At 60.9% G+C, this 19,769-nt stretch carries 19 protein-coding genes; 9 read left to right on the top strand and 10 right to left on the bottom strand.

Going from position 1 to position 19,769, the window contains the following annotated elements; genetic code table 11:
* Positions 1–290: aconitase family protein (locus tag ACIOUG_RS08865; RefSeq protein ID WP_401064461.1), on the top strand; the 290-nt coding region annotated here is incomplete at its 5' end.
* A gap of 178 nt (positions 291–468) precedes the next feature.
* On the opposite strand, the gene ACIOUG_RS08860 is transcribed toward ACIOUG_RS08865, so the two are convergent.
* From ACIOUG_RS08860 to ACIOUG_RS08845, 4 genes are all read right to left on the bottom strand, one after another.
* Positions 469–2,121, bottom strand: coding sequence for a SulP family inorganic anion transporter (locus tag ACIOUG_RS08860; RefSeq protein WP_401064458.1), 1,653 nt, complete (start codon positions 2,119–2,121; stop codon positions 469–471).
* A gap of 151 nt (positions 2,122–2,272) precedes the next feature.
* Positions 2,273–3,553, bottom strand: coding sequence for an HAAAP family serine/threonine permease (locus ACIOUG_RS08855; protein WP_401064456.1), 1,281 nt, complete (start codon positions 3,551–3,553; stop codon positions 2,273–2,275).
* A 252-nt stretch (positions 3,554–3,805) separates the two neighbouring features.
* The gene (locus ACIOUG_RS08850) at positions 3,806–3,976 is read right to left on the bottom strand and encodes a hypothetical protein (RefSeq protein ID WP_401064454.1); all 171 of its coding nucleotides are present in this window, start codon (positions 3,974–3,976) and stop codon (positions 3,806–3,808) included.
* A 52-nt stretch (positions 3,977–4,028) separates the two neighbouring features.
* Complete coding sequence (locus ACIOUG_RS08845; protein ID WP_103484404.1) at positions 4,029–4,223, bottom strand: hypothetical protein; 195 nt, start codon at positions 4,221–4,223, stop codon at positions 4,029–4,031.
* A gap of 230 nt (positions 4,224–4,453) precedes the next feature.
* On the opposite strand from ACIOUG_RS08845, the gene ACIOUG_RS08840 reads away from it, so the two are divergent.
* The 5 genes from ACIOUG_RS08840 (at position 4,454) to ACIOUG_RS08820 (ending at position 8,691) form a co-directional block, all read left to right on the top strand.
* On the top strand, positions 4,454–4,837 hold the full coding sequence (locus tag ACIOUG_RS08840; protein ID WP_401064451.1) for a tautomerase family protein: 384 nt from the start codon (positions 4,454–4,456) through the stop codon (positions 4,835–4,837).
* Between the two features lie 207 nt (positions 4,838–5,044).
* Positions 5,045–5,569, top strand: coding sequence for a cysteine hydrolase family protein (locus tag ACIOUG_RS08835; protein WP_401064449.1), 525 nt, complete (start codon positions 5,045–5,047; stop codon positions 5,567–5,569).
* Positions 5,570–5,708: 139 nt separating this feature from the next.
* Positions 5,709–6,677, top strand: coding sequence for a 2-hydroxyacid dehydrogenase (locus tag ACIOUG_RS08830; RefSeq protein WP_401064446.1), 969 nt, complete (start codon positions 5,709–5,711; stop codon positions 6,675–6,677).
* 156 nt (positions 6,678–6,833) lie between these two features.
* Positions 6,834–7,901, top strand: a complete 1,068-nt coding sequence (locus ACIOUG_RS08825; protein WP_401064444.1) for a phosphotransferase family protein — start codon at positions 6,834–6,836, stop codon at positions 7,899–7,901.
* Positions 7,902–7,923: 22 nt separating this feature from the next.
* Positions 7,924–8,691: an SDR family oxidoreductase gene (locus ACIOUG_RS08820; RefSeq protein WP_401064443.1), complete on the top strand. Its 768-nt coding sequence runs from the start codon at positions 7,924–7,926 to the stop codon at positions 8,689–8,691.
* 111 nt (positions 8,692–8,802) lie between these two features.
* Here the strand turns inward: ACIOUG_RS08820 and ACIOUG_RS08815 are convergent, their stop codons facing one another.
* The 6 genes from ACIOUG_RS08815 to ACIOUG_RS08790 form a co-directional block, all read right to left on the bottom strand.
* Complete coding sequence (locus tag ACIOUG_RS08815) at positions 8,803–9,402, bottom strand: trimeric intracellular cation channel family protein (protein WP_401064441.1); 600 nt, start codon at positions 9,400–9,402, stop codon at positions 8,803–8,805.
* 1,564 nt (positions 9,403–10,966) lie between these two features.
* Positions 10,967–11,224, bottom strand: a complete 258-nt coding sequence (locus tag ACIOUG_RS08810) for a DUF1652 domain-containing protein (RefSeq protein ID WP_401064440.1) — start codon at positions 11,222–11,224, stop codon at positions 10,967–10,969.
* 134 nt (positions 11,225–11,358) lie between these two features.
* Positions 11,359–12,855: a helix-turn-helix transcriptional regulator gene (locus ACIOUG_RS08805; RefSeq protein ID WP_401064438.1), complete on the bottom strand. Its 1,497-nt coding sequence runs from the start codon at positions 12,853–12,855 to the stop codon at positions 11,359–11,361.
* A gap of 188 nt (positions 12,856–13,043) precedes the next feature.
* On the bottom strand, positions 13,044–13,937 hold the full coding sequence (locus ACIOUG_RS08800) for a LysR substrate-binding domain-containing protein (protein ID WP_401064435.1): 894 nt from the start codon (positions 13,935–13,937) through the stop codon (positions 13,044–13,046).
* A 6-nt stretch (positions 13,938–13,943) separates the two neighbouring features.
* Entirely contained in the window at positions 13,944–16,157 is a 2,214-nt protein-coding gene (locus ACIOUG_RS08795) for a molybdopterin cofactor-binding domain-containing protein (protein WP_401064433.1), read from the bottom strand.
* Positions 16,157–16,621: a (2Fe-2S)-binding protein gene (locus tag ACIOUG_RS08790; RefSeq protein WP_041073291.1), complete on the bottom strand. Its 465-nt coding sequence runs from the start codon at positions 16,619–16,621 to the stop codon at positions 16,157–16,159. Before ACIOUG_RS08790 ends, ACIOUG_RS08795 begins: the two co-directional genes overlap by 1 nt.
* Positions 16,622–16,738: 117 nt before the next feature.
* Between ACIOUG_RS08790 and ACIOUG_RS08785 the strand changes: the two genes are divergently transcribed.
* The 3 genes from ACIOUG_RS08785 to ACIOUG_RS08775 all read left to right on the top strand — a co-directional run.
* Entirely contained in the window at positions 16,739–17,629 is an 891-nt protein-coding gene (locus ACIOUG_RS08785; RefSeq protein WP_401064430.1) for a LysR substrate-binding domain-containing protein, read from the top strand.
* A 693-nt stretch (positions 17,630–18,322) separates the two neighbouring features.
* Complete coding sequence (locus ACIOUG_RS08780; RefSeq protein ID WP_201137938.1) at positions 18,323–19,252, top strand: amidohydrolase family protein; 930 nt, start codon at positions 18,323–18,325, stop codon at positions 19,250–19,252.
* 4 nt (positions 19,253–19,256) lie between these two features.
* Positions 19,257–19,769, top strand: a 513-nt coding sequence (locus tag ACIOUG_RS08775; RefSeq protein WP_401064428.1) for an amidohydrolase family protein, incomplete at its 3' end; no start/stop codon positions are given.

Raw genomic sequence — 19,769 nt, 5'->3', positions numbered from 1 at the left:
TGTGCATGGGGAACCAGGCACGCGTTGAGCCGAACAGCACCGTGGTCTCGACGTCGACCCGTAACTTCCCGAACCGTCTGGGCGACGGCGCGAACGTCTACCTGGCTTCGGCCGAGCTGGCGTCCGTTGCGTCGATCCTGGGTCGCCTGCCGACCGTCGAGGAGTACATGGAGTACGCTGGCAAGATCGACAGCATGGCGGCCGATGTCTACCGCTACCTGTCCTTTGACCAGATCGCCGAGTTCCGTGAAGCTGCTGCGAACGCCAAGATTCCGGTCGTTCAAGCCTAACGCTACAACGCAATGAACAACGCCGCGCATCGTGAGATGCGCGGCGTTTTTTTTATGCGTGCTCTCAGTAGACAAATATATTCGTGTTCGACATTCCCCTGTAGGAGCTGCCGAAGGCTGCGATCTTTGCTCTTGATCTTAAAAAGCAAGATCAAAAGATCGCAGCCTTCGGCAGCTCCTACAGGGATTCGTCAGGCTTCAAGGCTTGCTGCACCGCCCCGTCAACGCTAAGCCCGCTGAGAATCACACGGTTGCTCGTTACTTCAGGCAACGCCTCCAGCACCGCCAGCGCCTCGTGTTTGAGCCGCGCCAGAATCAGCCGCTTGCCCTCCTGATGCACGCGCAGGAAGAACTCCTGCATCGCCTCGATGCTGGTGCCGTCCAGGTCCGGGGTTTCTTCAAGACTGAGAATCACCGTGTGCACCGGCCCATTCGCATGCCGCACCAGGCGCAATGCCGCGCCGAGAATCCGTTCCACATTGGCAAAGAACAACGCCTCGCTGGGCCGCACAATCAGCACGCCCGGCTCAGTCGTCGCCGTCGGATGACGCTGCAGATCGACAAAGTCATGCCCGCCGTCGATCCGCCCGAGCACCTGGATATCCGCCGCCGACATCTGTTTGAGCATCAGCAACACGCTGATGGCCACCGACACCAGCAACCCGTCGAGAATGCCCAGCACCAACACCGCCCCCACCGCGCACAACACCAGCAGCCGATCCCGGCGCCAGACGAAATAGCGCCCCAACGGTTGCAGACTCAAGCCACGCGCCAGCGCATGAATCACAATGGCCGCCAGAATCGGCTCCGGCGTCAGGGCGATCCACGGCAGCACCGTCAGCACAATCACCAGCACCACCAGCGCCGCCACGCCACCGGCCCAGCGTGAAGTCGCCCCCGCCGCCTCGTTCGCCGACGTCGCCGAATACCCCGCCCCCGCCGGCATGCCATGGAACAAGCCGGACAATAGATTGGAGGCGCCCAGCGCCAGCAGATCGCGATTGGAAGTGACACGGTCGCCGTGCTTGAGCGCGAACGAACTGATCGAACCGTACGACTCGGCGTACAGAATCATCACCAGCGCGAACCCCACCTCCCCCAGCCGCAGCCAGTCGGCAAACGGCAGCACCGGCAGGCTCGGCACCTCCAGGCTCAGGTCGATCAAACCGATCATCTGCACGCCATGGGCCGGCAGGTTCAGCCATTGCCCGGCGACGATGCCGATCACCACCACGAGTAATCCGCCGGGCAACCGAGGAAAGCGCGAGAACAGTCCCAACAGCAGCAGTGCCACCGCTGCGACAGCCGCCGCCGGCCAGTTCCATTGCGGCAGTTGTTCGAGCAATTGCGGGGCGAAGCGCACCAGATTGGCGTCGGTCAAATGCACGCCGACCACGCTGGCGACCTGCTTGAGGATGATCGTCAGCGCGAGGCCGAAGGCAAACCCGCGCAACACCGGTTTGGCAATAAACGCGGTGACACTGCCGAAACGAAAGATTCCCGCCAGCACGAACAGCCCGCCGGTGACCAACACCAGCCCGACCGCCAGCGTCGAGCGCAGTTGCGGGTCGCCATTGGCCAGGGTCGCGGTGGCCGCCGCCAGCACCGCCGCCGAAGATGACGTAGCGGAAACAATGGCAAAGCGGCTGGTACCAAACAGCCCATAGCACAGCAACCCGGCAAACAGGGCGATCACCCCGGCCTGCGGCGCCAGCGCGGCGATGGTCGAATAAGCCACCGCTTCGGGCAACAGCAGACCGGCAATCGACAGACCGGCGAGGATGTCCTGCCAGCGATTGGGTGCATCAACAGGTGGGCGCGCGCTCGACAATCCACTGTCTCCAGACGAAAAAAAACCGCTGCGCATGAGAGATGCGCAGCGGCCTACTGTAGCTGAAAAGCGCAAGATCGCAGCCTTCGGCAGCTCCTACAGGGTTTGTGTATACCTTTAGGAGTTGCCGCAGGCTGCGATCTCTTGATCTTTAAGCGGTCAGCGAATAAATCAACGCCGAAATCGCCACCAGACCTACGGCGGTGACAAACACGTTCGACGCCTGACCGCGATAGCGCGCCATCGCCGGCACTTTGCGGATCGCGTACATCGGCATCAGGAACAGAATCGCCGCGATCACCGGGCCACCGATGGTCTCGATCATCCCGAGGATGCTCGGGTTCAGGGTCGCGACGATCCAGCACACCACCAGCATGAACGCCGCCACGATGCGATCCAGCGCCTTGGCGCCCGGACGCTTGCCGCTCTTGACGATCAGGCCCTTGAGGCCTTCGCTGGCACCGATGTAGTGACCGAGGAACGACTTGGAGATCGCCACGAACGCAATCAACGGCGCCGCGAAGGCGATGGTCGGGTTGCTGAAGTGGTTGGCCAGGTACGACAGGATCGACAGGTTCTGCGCCTTGGCTTCAGCCAGTTGTTCCGGCGACAGGGTCAGTACGCAACTGAAGACGAAGAACAGCACCATCACCACCATCAACAGGTGGGCACGGCAGAGGATCTGCGAACTGCGCTGGTCAGCGTTGGCGCCGTAACGGCGCTTCTGGTCCACCGCAAACGCCGAAATGATCGGCGAATGGTTGAACGAGAACACCATCACCGGAATCGCCAGCCACAGCGTGTGCAGCAGCGCCGACGGCGCCGGTACTTGCGAGGCAGTAGTCAGGATGCCGCCATTCCAGTGTGGAATCAGGTACACCGCAAGGAACAGCAGCGCGACGATGAACGGATACACCATCAGGCTCATCGCCTTGACGATCACTTGCTCGCCGCAACGCACCACGGCCAGCAGGCCGAGGATCAGCACGAACGACAGTAGCGCGCGCGGTGGCGGCATGATGTGCAGTTGGTGCTCGAGGAAACTTGCGACGGTGTTGGTCAGGCCGACGCTGTAGATCAGCAGGATCGGGAAGATGGCGAAGAAGTACAGCAGCGTGATCAGCGCACCGGCCTTGATGCCGAAATGCTGCTCGACCACCTCGGTGATGTCCGCGCCTTCGCGACCGGAGAGCACGAAGCGGGTCAGCCCGCGGTGAGCGAAGAACGTCATCGGGAAGGCCAGCAGCGCGAGGATCACCAGCGGCCAGAAGCCACCCAGACCGGCGTTGATCGGCAAAAACAGGGTGCCGGCGCCAATCGCCGTCCCGAACAGTCCCAACATCCACGTGGTGTCATGGCGATTCCAGCTCGACAGTTCAGCTGGTGCTGCCGCTTCATAGCGTTCGTCGACGCTATTGGCCTGATCATTCATCCGGTCGGATCTCCGCATTCCGGTCACTTGCCACTCGGTCAGGACGCGTCGGAAAAAACCGACAGACATGCTCCGGCCGAAACAGGGGCGCGATTCTCCGCGATAAATGAGCAGAAGCAAAGACTTAGCTGAGGAATGGTTGTGCGGAGCAGATCAGCGGGTTGTCGTTTTCGGGAAAATGGCTGTCGGCTCCGGATACGCCAGATGTCGTTTTCCGGCAAGTTTCAACGTAATACGAGCAGGAAGACTTGATCAGATTGATCGAGCCAGCATGAATCCGAGTGACATGCAAAACAGGCCGAACGCTAGCATTCCCCAGATTGGGTACATATCGCCCTTGTTTTTAATACGCATTCTTTCTTCCCACTCATCGTGCTCACGTTCCAGTTCTTCCATTCTGGCTTTGAGGTCATAGGTGCTCATGTTCGTTTTTCCTTTTTGGCTTATGGGTCTGACAGTGGTGAAACAAAAACACTCAAAACTTGAAAAAAACGCTTGCTACCGCAGTGATTGCAGTCACTAGGGCACCTAATACGGCGAGCGGATATAAATACGTTTCCCTGCTTAGCTTCTTCTCTTCCGCCAGAAGTTTTTTTCTTTCGGCGATGAGTTTGCGTGTTTCATTTCGGAGCCTTTCGAGTTCAAGGTGTTCTCGATTGTTTTGAAGCATTTGCCTTCCTTGGCTGCTGGCATTCCCTGCCCGGGCTGCTTTGTGCCCATATGATTTCGCGTTCTTCACCCTTCCGATAGCAGATGCATCTGCCAAATTCGTAGGCAAAATCCGCGAAAATTGTAGGTAGCCTCATACAAAAACAGCGGCGAATTCATCACCCCACGCTTTCAATTTGGCCGACATGTTCTAGCGTGAGATGAGTCCCCTGCCCCACGGAGTCGCAGCCCATGCCCCTCGTCCGCGTCGAAATCAAAAAGCACACCGACCCCACCTTCGCCAAACGCATCGGCGAGCAGATCTACGCCGCCATGCGCAGCGCCATCAACGTCCCGGAGCATGACAACTTCCAGATTCTCAACGAGCACGATGGCGAGCATTTCATCTTCGACCCGCAATATCTGGGCATCCAGCGCAGCGATCAGTTGGTGATCATCCAGATCACGCTCAACGAAGGGCGGACCGTGGAGCAGAAAAAAGCCCTGTACCAGACCATCGCCCAGAACCTGAACGCGCATCTGGGCATTCGCCTGGAAGACGTGTTCATCAATCTGGTGGAAGTCAAAAAGGAAAACTGGTCGTTCGGCAACGGCATCGCCCAATACGCCGGTTGACAGCCCGGCGCACGCACCAGCATGATCGGGCACATGAACATTTGCGCGCTGTACCTCACCCGTACCACCACGACCGCCACCGGCGGGTCGTGGTGTTTGTGCGTGAGGTAAACCCCGCGCAGTAAACCCAAGGCCCCGCCAGCAATGGACGGGGCCTTGTTGTTTCTCCCGTCCGTGCGGCTTTTGCAGCCATCAAGGAGAAACACCATGTCCGCAGCACTGTTGATCATCGATATGCAGGTCGGTCTGTTCCATGGCCCGGAAAAACCCCACGACGGCGAGCGTGTGCTCGCCAACATCAAGCACCTGATCCACCAGGCACGCCAGCAACACGTGCCAATCTACGCCGTACGCCACACCGGCCCGGCAGGTTCGCCGATTGCCGTTGGCAGCGCCTTCTGGCAACTGCTGCCGGAGCTCGAACTGGGCGCAGATGCCGACCACCTGTTCGACAAGTCACGGCCCAGCGCCTTCCATGGCACCGATCTGGCGCAGCAGCTCAACAACCGAAACATCCAAGACCTGTACCTGGTCGGCATGAAGACGCAGTTCTGCATTGACGCCACCTGCCGCGCCGCTGCCGATCTGGGCTTCAAGCCGTTGCTGGTGGCCGACGCGCACACTTGCATGGACACTCCGGCGCTGCCCGCCCACGCCATCATCGAGCACCACAATGCCACTCTCGGCGGGGCATTTGCGCAGCTGATCAACAGCGCCGACGTGAGCTTCTGACGAAGCGCCCGCGCGCTCCCCGTTGCAGCTCCTACACTGGCTGAAGCGGGGCTGCGGCCACCATTGCCAAACCGCTCTGGAATCAGCACTCTGACACGACTTTCGCGACCACACCGTCATAGATCACAGGAGCCGCGCAATGCCCGCCACCGTTCTGGTACTGGTTGAAACCATCAATGACTATCTGCCGATTCTCGAGCAGCAGGGCTTTCATCTGATCCTCGCGCCAACCCCTGCCGAACGTGCGCAAGCCATCGCCAGCCACGGTCCGCGGATCGACGCGGTGCTGACCCGTGGCCCGCTGGGACTGACCGCTGAGGAAATCGCCGCCCTGCCGGCGCTGAAAATCATCACCGTGATCGGCGCCGGTTATGAACACGTTGACCTGCAGGCTGCCAGCGATCGCGGGATCACCGTGACCAACGGTGCCGGGGTCAACGCCTCGTCGGTGGCCGATCATGCGATGGCGATGCTGCTGGCGCTGGTGCGCGACATTGCGCGATGCGATGCGGCAGTACGCCGGGGTGAATGGCCGAAGATCATGCGCCCGTCGCTGGCCAATAAACGCCTGGGGATTCTCGGACTGGGCGCGGTGGGCATGGCGATTGCCAGACGTGCCCAGCTCGGCTTCGACATGCAGATCAGTTACCACAACCGTCAACTGCGCAGCGATGTGCCTTACGCGTTCTGCTCGACGCCAACCGAACTGGCACGCGGCTCGGACTTTCTGATCATCGCTACGCCGGGCGGAATCGGCACCCAGCATCTGGTGACTCGCCCGGTGCTCGACGCCCTTGGCCCGCACGGTTTCATCGTCAACATCGCCCGGGCCAGCGTGATCGCCACCGCCGACTTGATCATCGCCCTGGAACAACGGCGGATTGCCGGCGCCGCGCTGGACGTGTTCGATCACGAACCGCAGGTGCCGGATGCACTGAAAGTCCTGAGCAACGTGATTCTCACGCCGCACGTTGCCGGCCTGTCACCCGAAGCCACCCAAGGCACGGTGGAACTGGTAGGGAAAAACCTCGTGGCATTTTTCTCAGGACAACCGGTGCTGACGCCGATCGCCCTGCCCCCCAGGCTCAACAACCAGCGCGTGCATTGAAAAGAGCCGGCAGCGCCCCGCTGCCGTACCTATTCGAAACGCTGATTATCCTGCAACACGCTAACCTATAAGACCGCTGCGCGCTTGTGGCCGCCCAAGCGCGCCATTAGATTAGCCAATGATGTCTGGCCTCCAAAATAAGCAGAAGGGATAAGCATGGCGCTTACTGACCAGTCCACCCGGATCCGCTCTGGCGAAGAACTCGATGCCAGCCTGATCGATCCGTACCTCAAGGCGCACATTCCGGGCCTGACCGGCACCCCGCAGATCAGCCAGTTTCCCGGCGGTGCGTCGAACCTGACTTACCTTCTGGAATACCCGCAGCAGGAGTTCGTCCTGCGCCGGCCGCCGTTCGGCCACAAGGCCAAGTCCGCCCACGACATGGGCCGCGAATTCCGCATCCTTAATCAATTGCGCGACGGTTTCCCGTACTGCCCCAAGGCTTACGTGCACTGCACCGACGAGTCAGTGATCGGCGCCGAGTTCTATGTGATGGAGCGGGTCAAGGGCATCATCCTGCGCTCCGATCTGCCGCCGGAACTGGGCCTCGATGCCGCGAAGACCGAAGCGCTGTGCAAGAGCTTCATCGACCGCTTCGTCGAGCTGCACCGCGTCGACTACAACGCCTGCGGCCTTGGCGATCTGGGCAAGCCAGAAGGCTACGTCGCCCGCCAGATCAAAGGCTGGAGCGAGCGCTACGAAAAAGCCCTGACCCCGGATGCGCCACACTGGGAGCAGGTCAAAGCCTGGCTCAACGACAAGATGCCGGTCGACCATCCGACTTCGAGCATCGTCCACAACGACTATCGCTTCGACAACGTGATCCTCGACCCGAACAACCCGATGCAGATCATCGGCGTGCTCGACTGGGAACTGACCACCCTCGGCGATCCGCTGATGGACCTGGGCAACACCCTCGCCTACTGGATTCAGGCAGATGATCCGGCACCGGTGCAACTGATGCGCCGCCAGCCGAGCCACGCCCCGGGCATGCTGACCCGCCGCGAGTTCGTCGATTACTACGCCGAGCGCTCGGGCATCCGGATCGACAATTTCGACTTCTATTACACCTACGGCCTGTTCCGCCTTGCCGGCATCGTGCAGCAGATCTACTACCGCTTCTACCACGGCCAGACCCAGGACAAACGCTTCGCGCAGTTCATTCACATGAACAAACTGCTGGAGCAGATGAGCCTGCAGGTCATTGCGAAATCGAGCCTCTGACGGCCCACACCAAGGAACCTTTATGTCCAAGACTCAGTTGTTCGACCTCGACGGCAAAATCGCATTCGTCTCCGGCGCCAGCCGTGGCATCGGTGAAGCCATCGCCAAACTGCTGGCCCAGCAAGGCGCCCACGTGATTGTTTCGAGCCGCAAGCTCGAGGGCTGCCAGCACGTCGCCGACGCGATCATTGCCGCCGGCGGCAAAGCCACCGCCGTGGCCTGCCACATTGGTGAAATGGAACAGATCAGCCACGTGTTCGCCGGGATCAAGGAACAGTTCGGCCGCCTCGACATTCTGGTCAACAACGCCGCGACCAACCCGCAGTTCTGCAACGTGCTGGACACCGATCTGGGCGCATTCCAGAAGACCGTTGACGTGAACATTCGCGGCTACTTCTTCATGTCGGTGGAGGCCGGCAAGCTGATGCGCGAAAACGGTGGCGGCAGCATCATCAACGTCGCCTCGATCAACGGGATTTCACCGGGCGTGTTCCAGGGCATCTACTCGGTGACCAAGGCCGCCGTGATCAACATGACCAAGGTCTTCGCCAAGGAATGCGCGCAATTCGGCATCCGCTGCAACGCCCTGCTGCCGGGCCTGACCGACACCAAATTCGCTTCGGCATTGGTGAAGAATGACGCGATCCTCAAGCAGGCGCTGACGCAGATCCCGCTCAAGCGCGTGGCCGATCCGAGTGAAATGGCCGGGGCGGTGCTGTATCTGGCGAGTGATGCGTCGAGCTACACCACCGGGGTTTCACTGAATGTGGACGGTGGGTTCCTGTCCTAAACCAGACGCACCTGTGCAGGAGCTGCCGCAGGCTGCGATCTTTTGATCTTGATCTGCAAAAATCAAAGTCAAAAGATCGCAGCCTTTGGCAGCTCCTACAATGGATTGAGGTCAGGCAATGACCTTGGGCAACTGCCAGCCAAAGTGCACCGACAACAAGCGCAACAGCAAACAGGCGGCTCCCGCCAGCAAAGCTGCCGCAACCGGCGACACCCCGCAACGCCGCCCGACGATCAACACCGCCGCGCCGACGAACGCCGAACTGGCATACAAATCCGCCTGCAGCACCACCGGCACCCGCGCCAACACGATGTCGCGAATGACCCCGCCACCCACCCCGGTAATCGTCCCCATGAGCATCGCCACAAACGGCGAGATCCCGAAGTTCAAAGCCTTCTGCGCACCGGCCACGGCGAATAGCGCCAGGCCCGCAGCATCCAGCACGATCAGCGTCGAACCGGACCAGGCCAACACCTGCTCATGACAGACAAACGCCAGCCCGCCCATGGCAAATGCCAGCACCGGATAGCGCCAGTCGGCCACAGCTTTGGGCGGCGCGGCACCAATCAACAAGTCACGCGTTACCCCGCCGCCAAGGGCAACGATAAACGCAATGACCATCACCCCGAGCAGGTCGAGCTGAGCCCGCATCGCTGCAATCGCACCTTCCACGGCAAACACCGCCGTACCGGCCAGATCGGCCACCAGCACAACCCGCTCGACCCGAGCCCTCAACGCAAACGCCGCCCCACGCTACTGCGTGACACAACGGGTGGTGGTGATATGCCGAGTGACCTGCTCGTCAACGTACATATCGCCAGACACCTGAGTGTTTTCCAGGGTCTGACAAGTACGCACCGGCGGTGGCGGTGGCGCAGCAGGTGGAGGTGGCGGAGGACTGGCACAACCGCTTGACAGAGCGACAGAGAAAACCAGCGACAACGGCAGATACACGCGTTTCCCAGGATTATTCATAGGACGACCCGCGATGAATGGAAGAGCCACTTCCGCAATCGCGCACGACTGCAGCGGATCACAGAAGACCTGACCACTCATTCTTTATAGCCGACCACCTTGTAAGCGCCAGTGAAATGGAAAGGGATAGGGGAATTGGCTGTCGATTTTGTGGGGAGCAACGCTGAGTGGAACGGATACATCAGCAAGAGATTTGTTGGCTGGAAGGCCGTCTTCGCTGGCAAGCCAGCTCCCACAGAGATTGAGTATTGCTGACGGAATGAATCGGCTGTCAGGCCGCCTTCGCGAGCAAGCCCGCTCCCACATTTGGATTGAGTGCATTCAGTTAGAGATTGGTCGGCTCGTAGGCCGCCATCGCTGGCAAGCCAGCTCCCACAGGGGTTGAGTATTCCTGACTGAAATGGGTCAGCCGTCAGGCCGCCTTCGCGAGCAAGCCCGCTCCCACATTTGGATTGAGTGCATTCAGTTAGAGATTGGTCGGCTCGTAAGCCGCCATCGCTGGAAAGCCAGCTCCCACAGGGGTTGAGTATTCCTGACTGAAATGGGTCGGCGGTCAGGCCGCCTTCGCGAGCAAGCCCGCTCCCACATTTGGATTAAGTGCATTCAGTTAGAGATTGGTCGGCTGGAAGGCCGTCTTCGCTGGCAAGCCAGCTCCCACAGAGATTGAGTATTGCTGACTGAATGAGTCGGCTGTCAGGCCGCCTTCGCGAGCAAGCCCGCTCCCACATTTGGATTGAGTGCATTCAGTTAGAGATCGGGCGGCTCGTAGGCCGCCATCGCTGGCAAGCCAGCTCCCACAGGGGTTGAGTATTCCTGACTGAAATGGGTCAGCCGTCAGGCCGCCATCGCTGGCAAGCCAGCTCCCACAGGGGTTGAGTATTCCTGACTGAATGAGCCAGCGGTCAGGCCGCCTTCGCGAGCAAGCCCGCTCCCACAAAAATCACAGCAGATCGCATCCGCTTTTCACCACTCAACACAATGAGCGTTAGCTCGAGTACCGCTCTTGATCTGAGGGCCCGTCGGCAGGCTGAGTGGAGGGATTTATCCGGGGGTGGGAGCGCAGCGACCGTTTGGCGCAGCCAAACACAGCGAGAGGAGGTGCAGCGAAGCAAACCGTAGGCGCTGCCCCCCGGATGAATCCCGCAGCGAAGGAACCCGAGCCTAAGCGAGGGCCGAACGTCAGGGTAAAGCGTTTTTGGTTACTTTTTAGGCGTTTGTAAAAAGTGACCCGCCGTAAGGGCGGAACCCTAAGCCGCCGTTACCGCAGCAACGGATATACACCCAAAAACAACCCCAAACCCTAAGCCATATCCGGATCCCGAGAAGCCCGCAAAGAATTGCTCTCCAACTCATACCGCAACTCATCAATCAACGCCGCCACTGCCTCCGGCGTACGCAACGCATCAAGCTTCAACCCGCTGATCACCAGATCCACCTGCCCCGAATCCTGGTGATACAACTTCACCGTCAGCGACTGATCCCCATCCACTGAACACTCACACGCCAATGGCGAAAAGCTGTGTTCCAGGCTGGCGCGCAACTGCGCAAGACTCATCATGATGGCTGTTCCTTTAACTGTTTCGAAGGGAGACGATCCCGAGCCAACAGGCTCGTATCGCACCCCAACAGACTAAGAACTGCCCCACCCCACCAGAACCTGCATTTGCACCGCATGGGATAGTGCATTTGCACCTACCGTTGCCCCTTCGCGCCCCGCTCACCGGAAAACAGCCCCCGCTCCCGCGCCCAGACAATCGCCTCGCTGCGACTGTGCACATCGAGCTTGGAATACACCGTGGCGACATGATTACGCACCGTGTTCGGCGCCAGCTTCAGGCGTGCGGCGATTTCCTTGTCGGCCAGCCCTTCGCAGATCAGCCCCAGCACATCGCGCTCACGCGCCGTCAGGTCAGTGAACGACACACTCGGCAGCTGCGGGGAGTTGACCTTCTTCACGTTGGCCAGTTTTTCGATCAGCGTACGGCTGAACCACGTTGCATCCTTCATCACCTCCTCAATCGCTGCCACCAACTCCAGCTCCGTGCGTTTGCGCTCGGTGATGTCCATCAGCACCAGCAGATAGCACGGCGTGTCCTGAATATTCACGGTGTCGGCAGACACCGCGCACTCCAGCAGATCGGCATCCTTCTTGCGCACCCGCACGTCGACCCGATCCACCCGTCCGCTCTTGTGCAAGGCCGTGAGCAGCCGGGCCCGCGCGCCATCGTCATCAATGAAATCCAGCTGGGTCACGGTTTTGCCCAGGACCTCGTCGCTGTCATAGGCCAGCGTGTCGAGAAACGCCTGATTGACGTCGATCACCTGCTGCTCAGCGGCCGTGCAGATCAGAATCGGTACCGGGGTCAGACGGAACGCCTTGGCAAAGCGTTCCTCACTCTGACGCAGCGCCACTTCGGCCTTGTGCCGCAGCTCCATGTCGACGAAGGAAAACAGCATGCAATCCTCATCGTTGAGCACCAACGGCTGACCGGCGACGATCACTTGCTTGCTGCCGCCATCGGGCAGGCGCAGTTCGGCCTGCATTTGCGGAATGGTCGCCACATCGCGCAGACGCTGGATCGCCAGGTCCTTTTGCTCGGCCTGCTCGAAGATGTCGATTTCATAGGCCGAGGTGCCGATGACCTGATCGCGGGTGTAACCGGTCATCTCCAGAAACCCCGGATTGACCTTGATGTAGCGCAAATCGCTGAGACGGCAGATCACCGCCGGCGCCGGGTTGGCATTGAAGGTCTTCTCAAAGCGCTGCTCGGCGTTGGCCCAATCGGTGACGTCGCTCATGATCAGCACCAGCGACTCCGGCTGACCCTCGCGGTCGGTGAGCACCATGCTGCGCACACTGTGCACCCAGACATGCTCGGGGTCATCCACGGCACACAACTCGATCAACAGATCACTGAAGACTTCACAACGGGCGACGCGGCTGATCGGATAGCTCTCGGGCGGCAACAGGTGGTTGTTGCGATAGCGCAGAGTGAAACGCTTGGCATACTCATCGGCATTAATCCCCAGTTCACCGATCCGGCTGACACCGTGCATGGCCAGCGCCGCCTCATTGGCCCAGAGGATGCTCTGATCGAGCTCCAGCAGAATCACCCCGTCGGACAGCCCGGCGATGATCTGCTGCAACTGGCGACGATTGGTTTCAGTGGTCAGGACTTCCTGGCTCATTGGATCTCCACAGGGATTGCGCGTGTGAAGATTACGACCGCAGGCGTTCGTGATGGTGCCGAACATAAATTCCCGCACCACCACAATCCCCCTGTGGGAGCGGGCTTGCTCGCGAAGGCGGTGTGTCATTCAACTGATTTTTAACTGACACTCCGCCTTCGCGAGCAAGCCCGCTCCCACAGGGGGGATTAGCGTTGGCCGGAGGTTTCCACCAACTCCCGCAACGTATCGAGAAACAATCTGAGCACCGGCGAAGCATCATCCGCCCGGTAAGTCGCATACAACGGCACTTCCGGCAGCGCCGGCGTCAGCTTGCGAAACACCAGCCCCGCCGGGGCCAACTGCTCGATCGAGGCCGGTAGCAGCGCCACCCCGAAACCGGCGCGCACCAGACTGAGCAGGGTTTGCACCTCAATCACCTGCTGACGGATCTGCGGGGTGAACCCGGCCTGGATGCAGCACTGATAAAGGAAATTGGCAAACCGCGACTGCTTCAGTTCCAGCGCAACAAATGGCTCCTGGGCCAGATCCGCCGGGGCCAGCACTTCGCGCCTGGCCAGTGGATGATCGGCCGGCATCACCACATGAATCGGCTCGTAGATCAGCAACTCATTGCGCAGCAACGGATCGTCATAACCGACACGAAACACGCAGGCGTCGATACGTTTTTCCTTCAACGCCTTGACCTGCGCCGCCGGAGTCATTTCATGCAGCCGCCAGTTCACCTGCGGATAGCGCTCGCGAAACAGGTGCAGGGCTCTGGGCAGCACGCCGACCATCACCGAACTGATCATGCCGATTTCCAGTTCTCCGAGCTGGCCGCGTCCGGTCTGACGAGTGAGGTCCAGCGCTCGTTCCAGTTGTTCGAACACCAGCGGCGCCTGCTCCTTGAGCATCTGCCCCGCCGCTGTCAGCTCGACCCGGTGATGACTGCGCTCGAACAGCGGCGTGCCGAGTTCTTCTTCCAGCAGACGAATCTGCTGACTCAGCGGCGGCTGACAGATGTGCAAACGCTCCGCGGCGCGGCCGAAATGCAGCTCATCGGCCAAGGCCATGAAATACCGCAGCAGACGCAGGTCCATGGCGGCTTACCCCAGGCTCAGCGGTGTCGAACGCTGGCGCACTCCAGTCAGCGCAAACAGGGCGTTGGCAATCGCCGGTGCCACCGACGGACTGCCCAGCTCACCGACGCCACCGGGTTTGCCCGGCTCACCGTCCAGCACCAGGATATCGGTGGCCGGCATGTCCGACATGCGGGTCACGCGATAATCGTGGAAATTGCTCTGCACCACCCTGCCCTGCTGAATATCGAGCCGGTCGAACAACGCATGACCAAGGCCCCACATCAGGCCGCCGTAGATCTGCTCCTCGACCCCGCCCGGCGACACGGCCAAGCCGCAATCGACCACGCACGTCAGCTTCTCGACTTTCGGCTTGCCATCGACCGTCGCCACCCGCGCCACCACCGCGATAAAACTGGTGTAACCCTGATTGGTCGCGATCCCCAACGCAGTGCCCGGTGGCAACGGCTGGCCCCATCCGGCGCGTTCGGCAGCCTGTTTCAGCACCGCCACATGCCGTGGCCGCTCCTGCATGTTGGCCAGACGGAACGTCAGCGGATCCGCGCCTGCCGCATGGGCCAACTCGTCCATGAAGCTCTCGACGGCGAACACATTGGGAATAAAGCTCACCGAGCGATACCAGCCGCTGGGCACATGGCTTTCGTGCTTCACCCAGTTCAACTCCAGGTGCGGCGGACGATAGGCGAAGTCCCACGCGGTGATTGCCTCGGTGGTGCTGTAATCCATGTGATCCGGGCGTTCGAAGTAGCCCGGCTCCCACTGCTCCGGCGAGGCGGGCGACACAGCGTGCAGTTGCAGCGCGCTGAGTTTGCCTTGGGCATCGAGCGCACCTTTGACCCAGTGCAGCGTCGCCGGGTGATTGAACAATGCGTGCATTTCGTCTTCGCGGCTGTTGAGCAACTTCACCGGCACACCGGTCTGTTGCGCCAGATACGCCACCTCGAACAACCAGTATTTGGCCTCACGCGCACCGAAGCTGCCGCCGGACACCAACTCGTTGATGGTGACCTTGTCCTTGGTGATGCCGCACACGGTTTGCGCGGCTTCCAGCGCCGAGGACGGCACCTGCACGCCGCCCCAATAGGTGATCGCCTTATCCTGTACGTGCGCGGTGATGCAGATCGGCTCCAATGGGTTCTGCACTTTGTACGGCATGCTGTAATCGGCTTCGATCAGTTGCGCCGCGCCCGTCCATTGCGCGTCGACGTCGCCATGCGTCATGGCCTTGATGGTCTGGCTTTTCGGATCGGTAATAGCAGCCGCTTGCGCCTTGGCCAGTTCCGCGCTGTTGAACCCGGCCAGCGGCGAATCGCTCCATTTGATCTCCAGCAGCTTGCGCCCTTGCTGCGCCGCCCAGAACGTCTCGGCCAGCACCGCGACGCCTTCCAGGTTGCCGCCGAGCACGTCAGGGCGCCCGGGGACTGCAATCACCTTGCGTACGCCCGGCACCTGTAACGCCGCCGCCGAATCGACGCCAAGCACTTTCGCTCCGACCACTGGCGCGCGCTGAATCACCGCCACCAGCATCCCCGGTAGCTGCACGTCGATGCTGTACTTGAAACGCCCGCAAACCTTGGCCGCAGCATCTCGTTTGTGGCGCAGTTTGCCGATGTATTTGAACTGTGCCGGATCCTTCAGCGTGACGTGGGCCGGTGCCGGCAGATGCGCCGCCACCCCGACCAGTTCGCCGTAGCCGAGGCTGCGTTTGCTGGCGCTGTGAATGACCCGACCTTCTTCGGTGCTGCAACTGTCGGGGCTGACCTTCCATTGCTGCGCTGCCGCCGCGATCAGCAGCGCCCGCGCCGTGGCCCCGGCCATGCGCAAGCGCTCGTATTCCAGCGACACACTGGTGCTGCCGCCGGTGGAGAAGACCTTCCAGATCGGGTGAATGTAGGTGTCGAAAAACGGATCTTCCGGGGTGATCACCTGCACGGTCATCGGGTTCACATCCAGCTCCTCAGCCACACACGCAGCCAATGCCGTTTGCGTGCCGGTGCCAGAGTCGTGTTTATGCACCACCAGTTTCACCGTGCCGTCGGGGAAGATGCGCACCCAGGCATTGGGCTCGAATTCAGTGGCCGGCGCCGGAGCTTTCGGGTCGCTGGCGGCACTGGCGGATGGCAGGTAAATGGCAATCGCCAGGCCCGAAGCGAGCGTCGCCGCTTGCTTGAGAAACACCCGACGGGACGGCTCGTTCAAGGTGTCGTCGCGCAGGCTCATCACGCCTCCTTCGGCGCGTTCGCCGCGCGCTTGATCGCTTTGTTGATCCGCCCGTAAGTGCCGCAACGGCAGATATTCCCCGACATCGCGTTGCGGATCGAATCGTCAGTCACCGCAGCGCCGGTGTTGAGCAGCGCAGCGGCAGACATGATCTGCCCGGATTGACAGTAGCCGCATTGCGGCACATCTTCGGCGACCCAGGCCAGTTGCAGCGGATGGCTTTCGCTCGGCGACAGGCCTTCGATGGTGGTGATGCTGTGGCCCGCGACGGCGGCCAGCGGCAACTGGCAGGAACGCACCGCGACTCCGTCCAGATGCACGGTGCAGGCACCGCACAGGCCCATGCCGCAGCCGAATTTGGTGCCGGTGAGTTTCAGCTGATCACGCAGTACCCATAACAAGGGCATGGAGGGGGACGCTTCATCCAGCTCGCGTCGTTCGCCGTTTACCGTGAATGCGATCATTGTCAGGCTCCAAAAGAGCGGCCCGTCTTTGTGCGGGCCTGGTGACTGATTATTGGAACCCGGGCAACACGCGGCCAGCGACGATTTCTGCCAACCGGTGTAAGCAGGACTAACAACATGTACAAGCGATACCCGTCGGTGCAGTCCATGAGCGCGTTCATCCACGCAGCGCGCAGCGGCAGTTTTTCCAGCGCGGCGCGCAAACTGGATCTGACGCACAGCGCGATCAGCCAGCAGATCCGCGCCCTCGAAGACTTCATCGGCCAGCCGTTGTTTGTGCGTGAAGGTGGCGGCAGCAACCTGACCGATGCCGGGCAGTTGTTTGCCAGCGTGCTGGCGGATGGTCTGGCGCAGATCGACCGTGCACTGTCCTCGGTGAAAAACCGCAGCGTGGCGCAGCGTCTGACCCTGGACGTGGACAGTGAACTGGCGCAGAGCTGGCTCAATCCGCGCCTGCCGGAATTGCTCGACGGCCTGCCGGATTACGAGGTGACGCTGCTGTCGATGCCGCGCAGTGATCGCAGCACATTCGAGCGCGTCGATCTGGCGTTGCGTTACGGCTATGGCGATTGGGATGACTGCGAGATGACGCAGATCTGTGACGACCGGGTGCTGGCCGTGGCCTCGCCGGGGCTGCTTGAGCGCTATGGTTTGCAGTTGCCGTTGAGCCCGGCGCAGATTCTGCAACTGCCGCTGTTGGGGTATACACGGCGGTCGTGGATTCCGTGGCTGGATGCGGCCGGGATGCCTCCGGTAGAGCCAGCGGCGCGGGTGATTTTCGATAATGCGGCGAACTTGATTGCGGCTGCCGAAGCCGGGGTTGGCGCCGGGTTGGTGCGCGGACTACTCGCCGCCGATGCGTTGCGCAGTGGGCGGCTGGTGGCGTTGAACGAGGCGCAGATTGCTGCGCATTACAACCTCTACGCGGTGTGGCCGCATGGCCAGGCCGAGCGCGTGGCGCCGGTGGTTGAAGCCATCAAACAGTTGGCCCTGCGTACACAGTCCTGACGCCTTCGCGAGCAAGCCCGCTCCCACATTTCGAGCGCATTCCTCCCGCTGAAATGCATTACCCTTTTGGGAGCGGGCTTGCTCGCGAAGAGGCCCATCAGTCACATCACTGTTGAATGACACACCGCCATCGCGAGCAGGCTCGCTCCCACATTTCGAGCGCATTCCTCCCGCTGAAATGCATTCCCCCTGTGGGAGCGGGCTTGCTCGCGAAGAGGCCCCATCAGTCACATCACTGTTGAATGACACTCCGCCATCGCGAGCAGGCTCACTCCCTCATTTCGAGCGCATTCCTCCCGCTGAAATGCATTCCCCTGTGGGAGCGGGCTTGCTCGCGAAGAGGCCCATCAGTCACATCACTGTCGAATGACACACCGCCATCGCGAGCAGGCTCACTCCTACAATTGGAATGTGCCCCCCTGTAGGAGTGAGCCTGCTCGCGATAGCGCCTGTACAGTTTCCGCAGAAGTAAAAACCAAAACCATATCGCCCAAGTATCACCACCGCGCCCAATTAATATTGTACGAACCCCTTCCCCCTTTCCAATACTCGCCCTCAGCAACCACCCACCCGGGCCGGATGCGAACAGGCGAGGGAATGCGCGAGACCTGCGCATAGAAATGGCCGATAGCCCGGGGCGTGGATGCCGAGAGCCGCAAGGCTCCCTTCCCCGCTATCAGGAGATCGACTTCAATGATCATCGATATCAGCTGCTATCCCACGGATCTCGTGGACCTCGCCTGGAGGCATGACGGTGACCCGTTCACCGGCGAGCGTCTGCTGGAGATGATGGATGGCCCGTACATGGTCAACGGCAAGCCTCGCCGGATCGACAAAGCCTTCATCCAGCCGCCGCAGGGCAACACGATTTACACCTGGACCGACGGCGAACTCTCGGGTCGTGAATCCATCGACGCCTACATGGCCTACACCCTGAAAATGGTGCAGACCTACCCCGATCGTTTCATCGGTTGCTTCGTCTACAACCCGCGTTGCGGCGTGGAAAACGGCGTCGAAGCGATCGAGCGCTACGTCAAGGAGCACGGTTTCAAGATGGTGCAGATGCAGGCCAACATGCACGCCTACCGGCCTGACCGTGCACTGGACTGGGTGCGCCCGTGCTTCGAGAAATGCGCCGAGCTGGGCATTCCGGTCAAGCTGCACACCGGCGACGGGCCGTATAGCATCCCGTCGGAATGGGTGCCGATGATCAAGGAATTCCCCAACGTGAATTTCATCATGGCCCACTTCGGCGTGCAGACCGGCGGGGTCTACGTGTTCGAACCGATGCAATGGGCGATGGAACTGCCCAACGTCTACTGCGAGTCCGGCTGGTGCCTGCAATCGCGGATCGTCGAGTTCGCCAAGGTTCTGCCGACGCACAAGATCCTCTTCGGCACCGACACCCCGCCGAACGAACCGGGCATGTGGCTGCGCCTGCTCGAAGTCTTGTGCCACGAGCCGCCGCAGGGTCTGAACCTCGACGAAGACACCCTCGAGGAATACCTGGGCAACAACACCGCGCGGATGATCGGCCTCGAGCCAACCGCACCGCCGCGTTCCGTTTCCGAAGCAGAGGCGCAGCTCAAGCGCCCCGTCACCACGCAACTGGCCAGGAGCTGAACCGATGATCATCGACACCCATCTGCACCCCACCAACCTGGTCGACGAGGCCTGGCGCCACACCGGCGAACCGTTCACCGGCGAGCGCATGCTCAAGCTGATGGACGGCCCGTACATGATCAACGGCAAACCACGCCGCATCGACATGGGTTTCATCCAGCCGCCACCGGGCAACACCGGTTATCGCGACGGCAACCGCCGGGGCCGCGAGGGCGTGCGTGACTACATGTCCTACGTCGCCGAACTCTGCGTGAAGTACCCGGACCGGTTCATCGGCAACTTCAACTTCAACCCGCGCTGGGGCCCGGAAAACGGTGCGGCAGAGCTGGAATTCCACATCAAGGAATACGGCTTCAAGATGCTCAAACTGCACGCCAACATGCACGGTTATCGCCCGGACCGGGCGCTGGACTGGTTGCGTCCGGCGATGAAAGTCTGCGCCAAGTACAACATCGTGGTGCTGATCCATACCGGCGACGGTCCGTACACCATTCCGACGATGTTATGGATCATCACC

This window comes from Pseudomonas sp. NPDC087803, from assembly GCF_044742995.1.
Classification (GTDB): Bacteria; Pseudomonadota; Gammaproteobacteria; order Pseudomonadales; family Pseudomonadaceae; genus Aquipseudomonas.
Note: the sequence above shows the minus strand (reverse complement) of the source record. Positions and strands in the feature narration are given on the sequence as shown.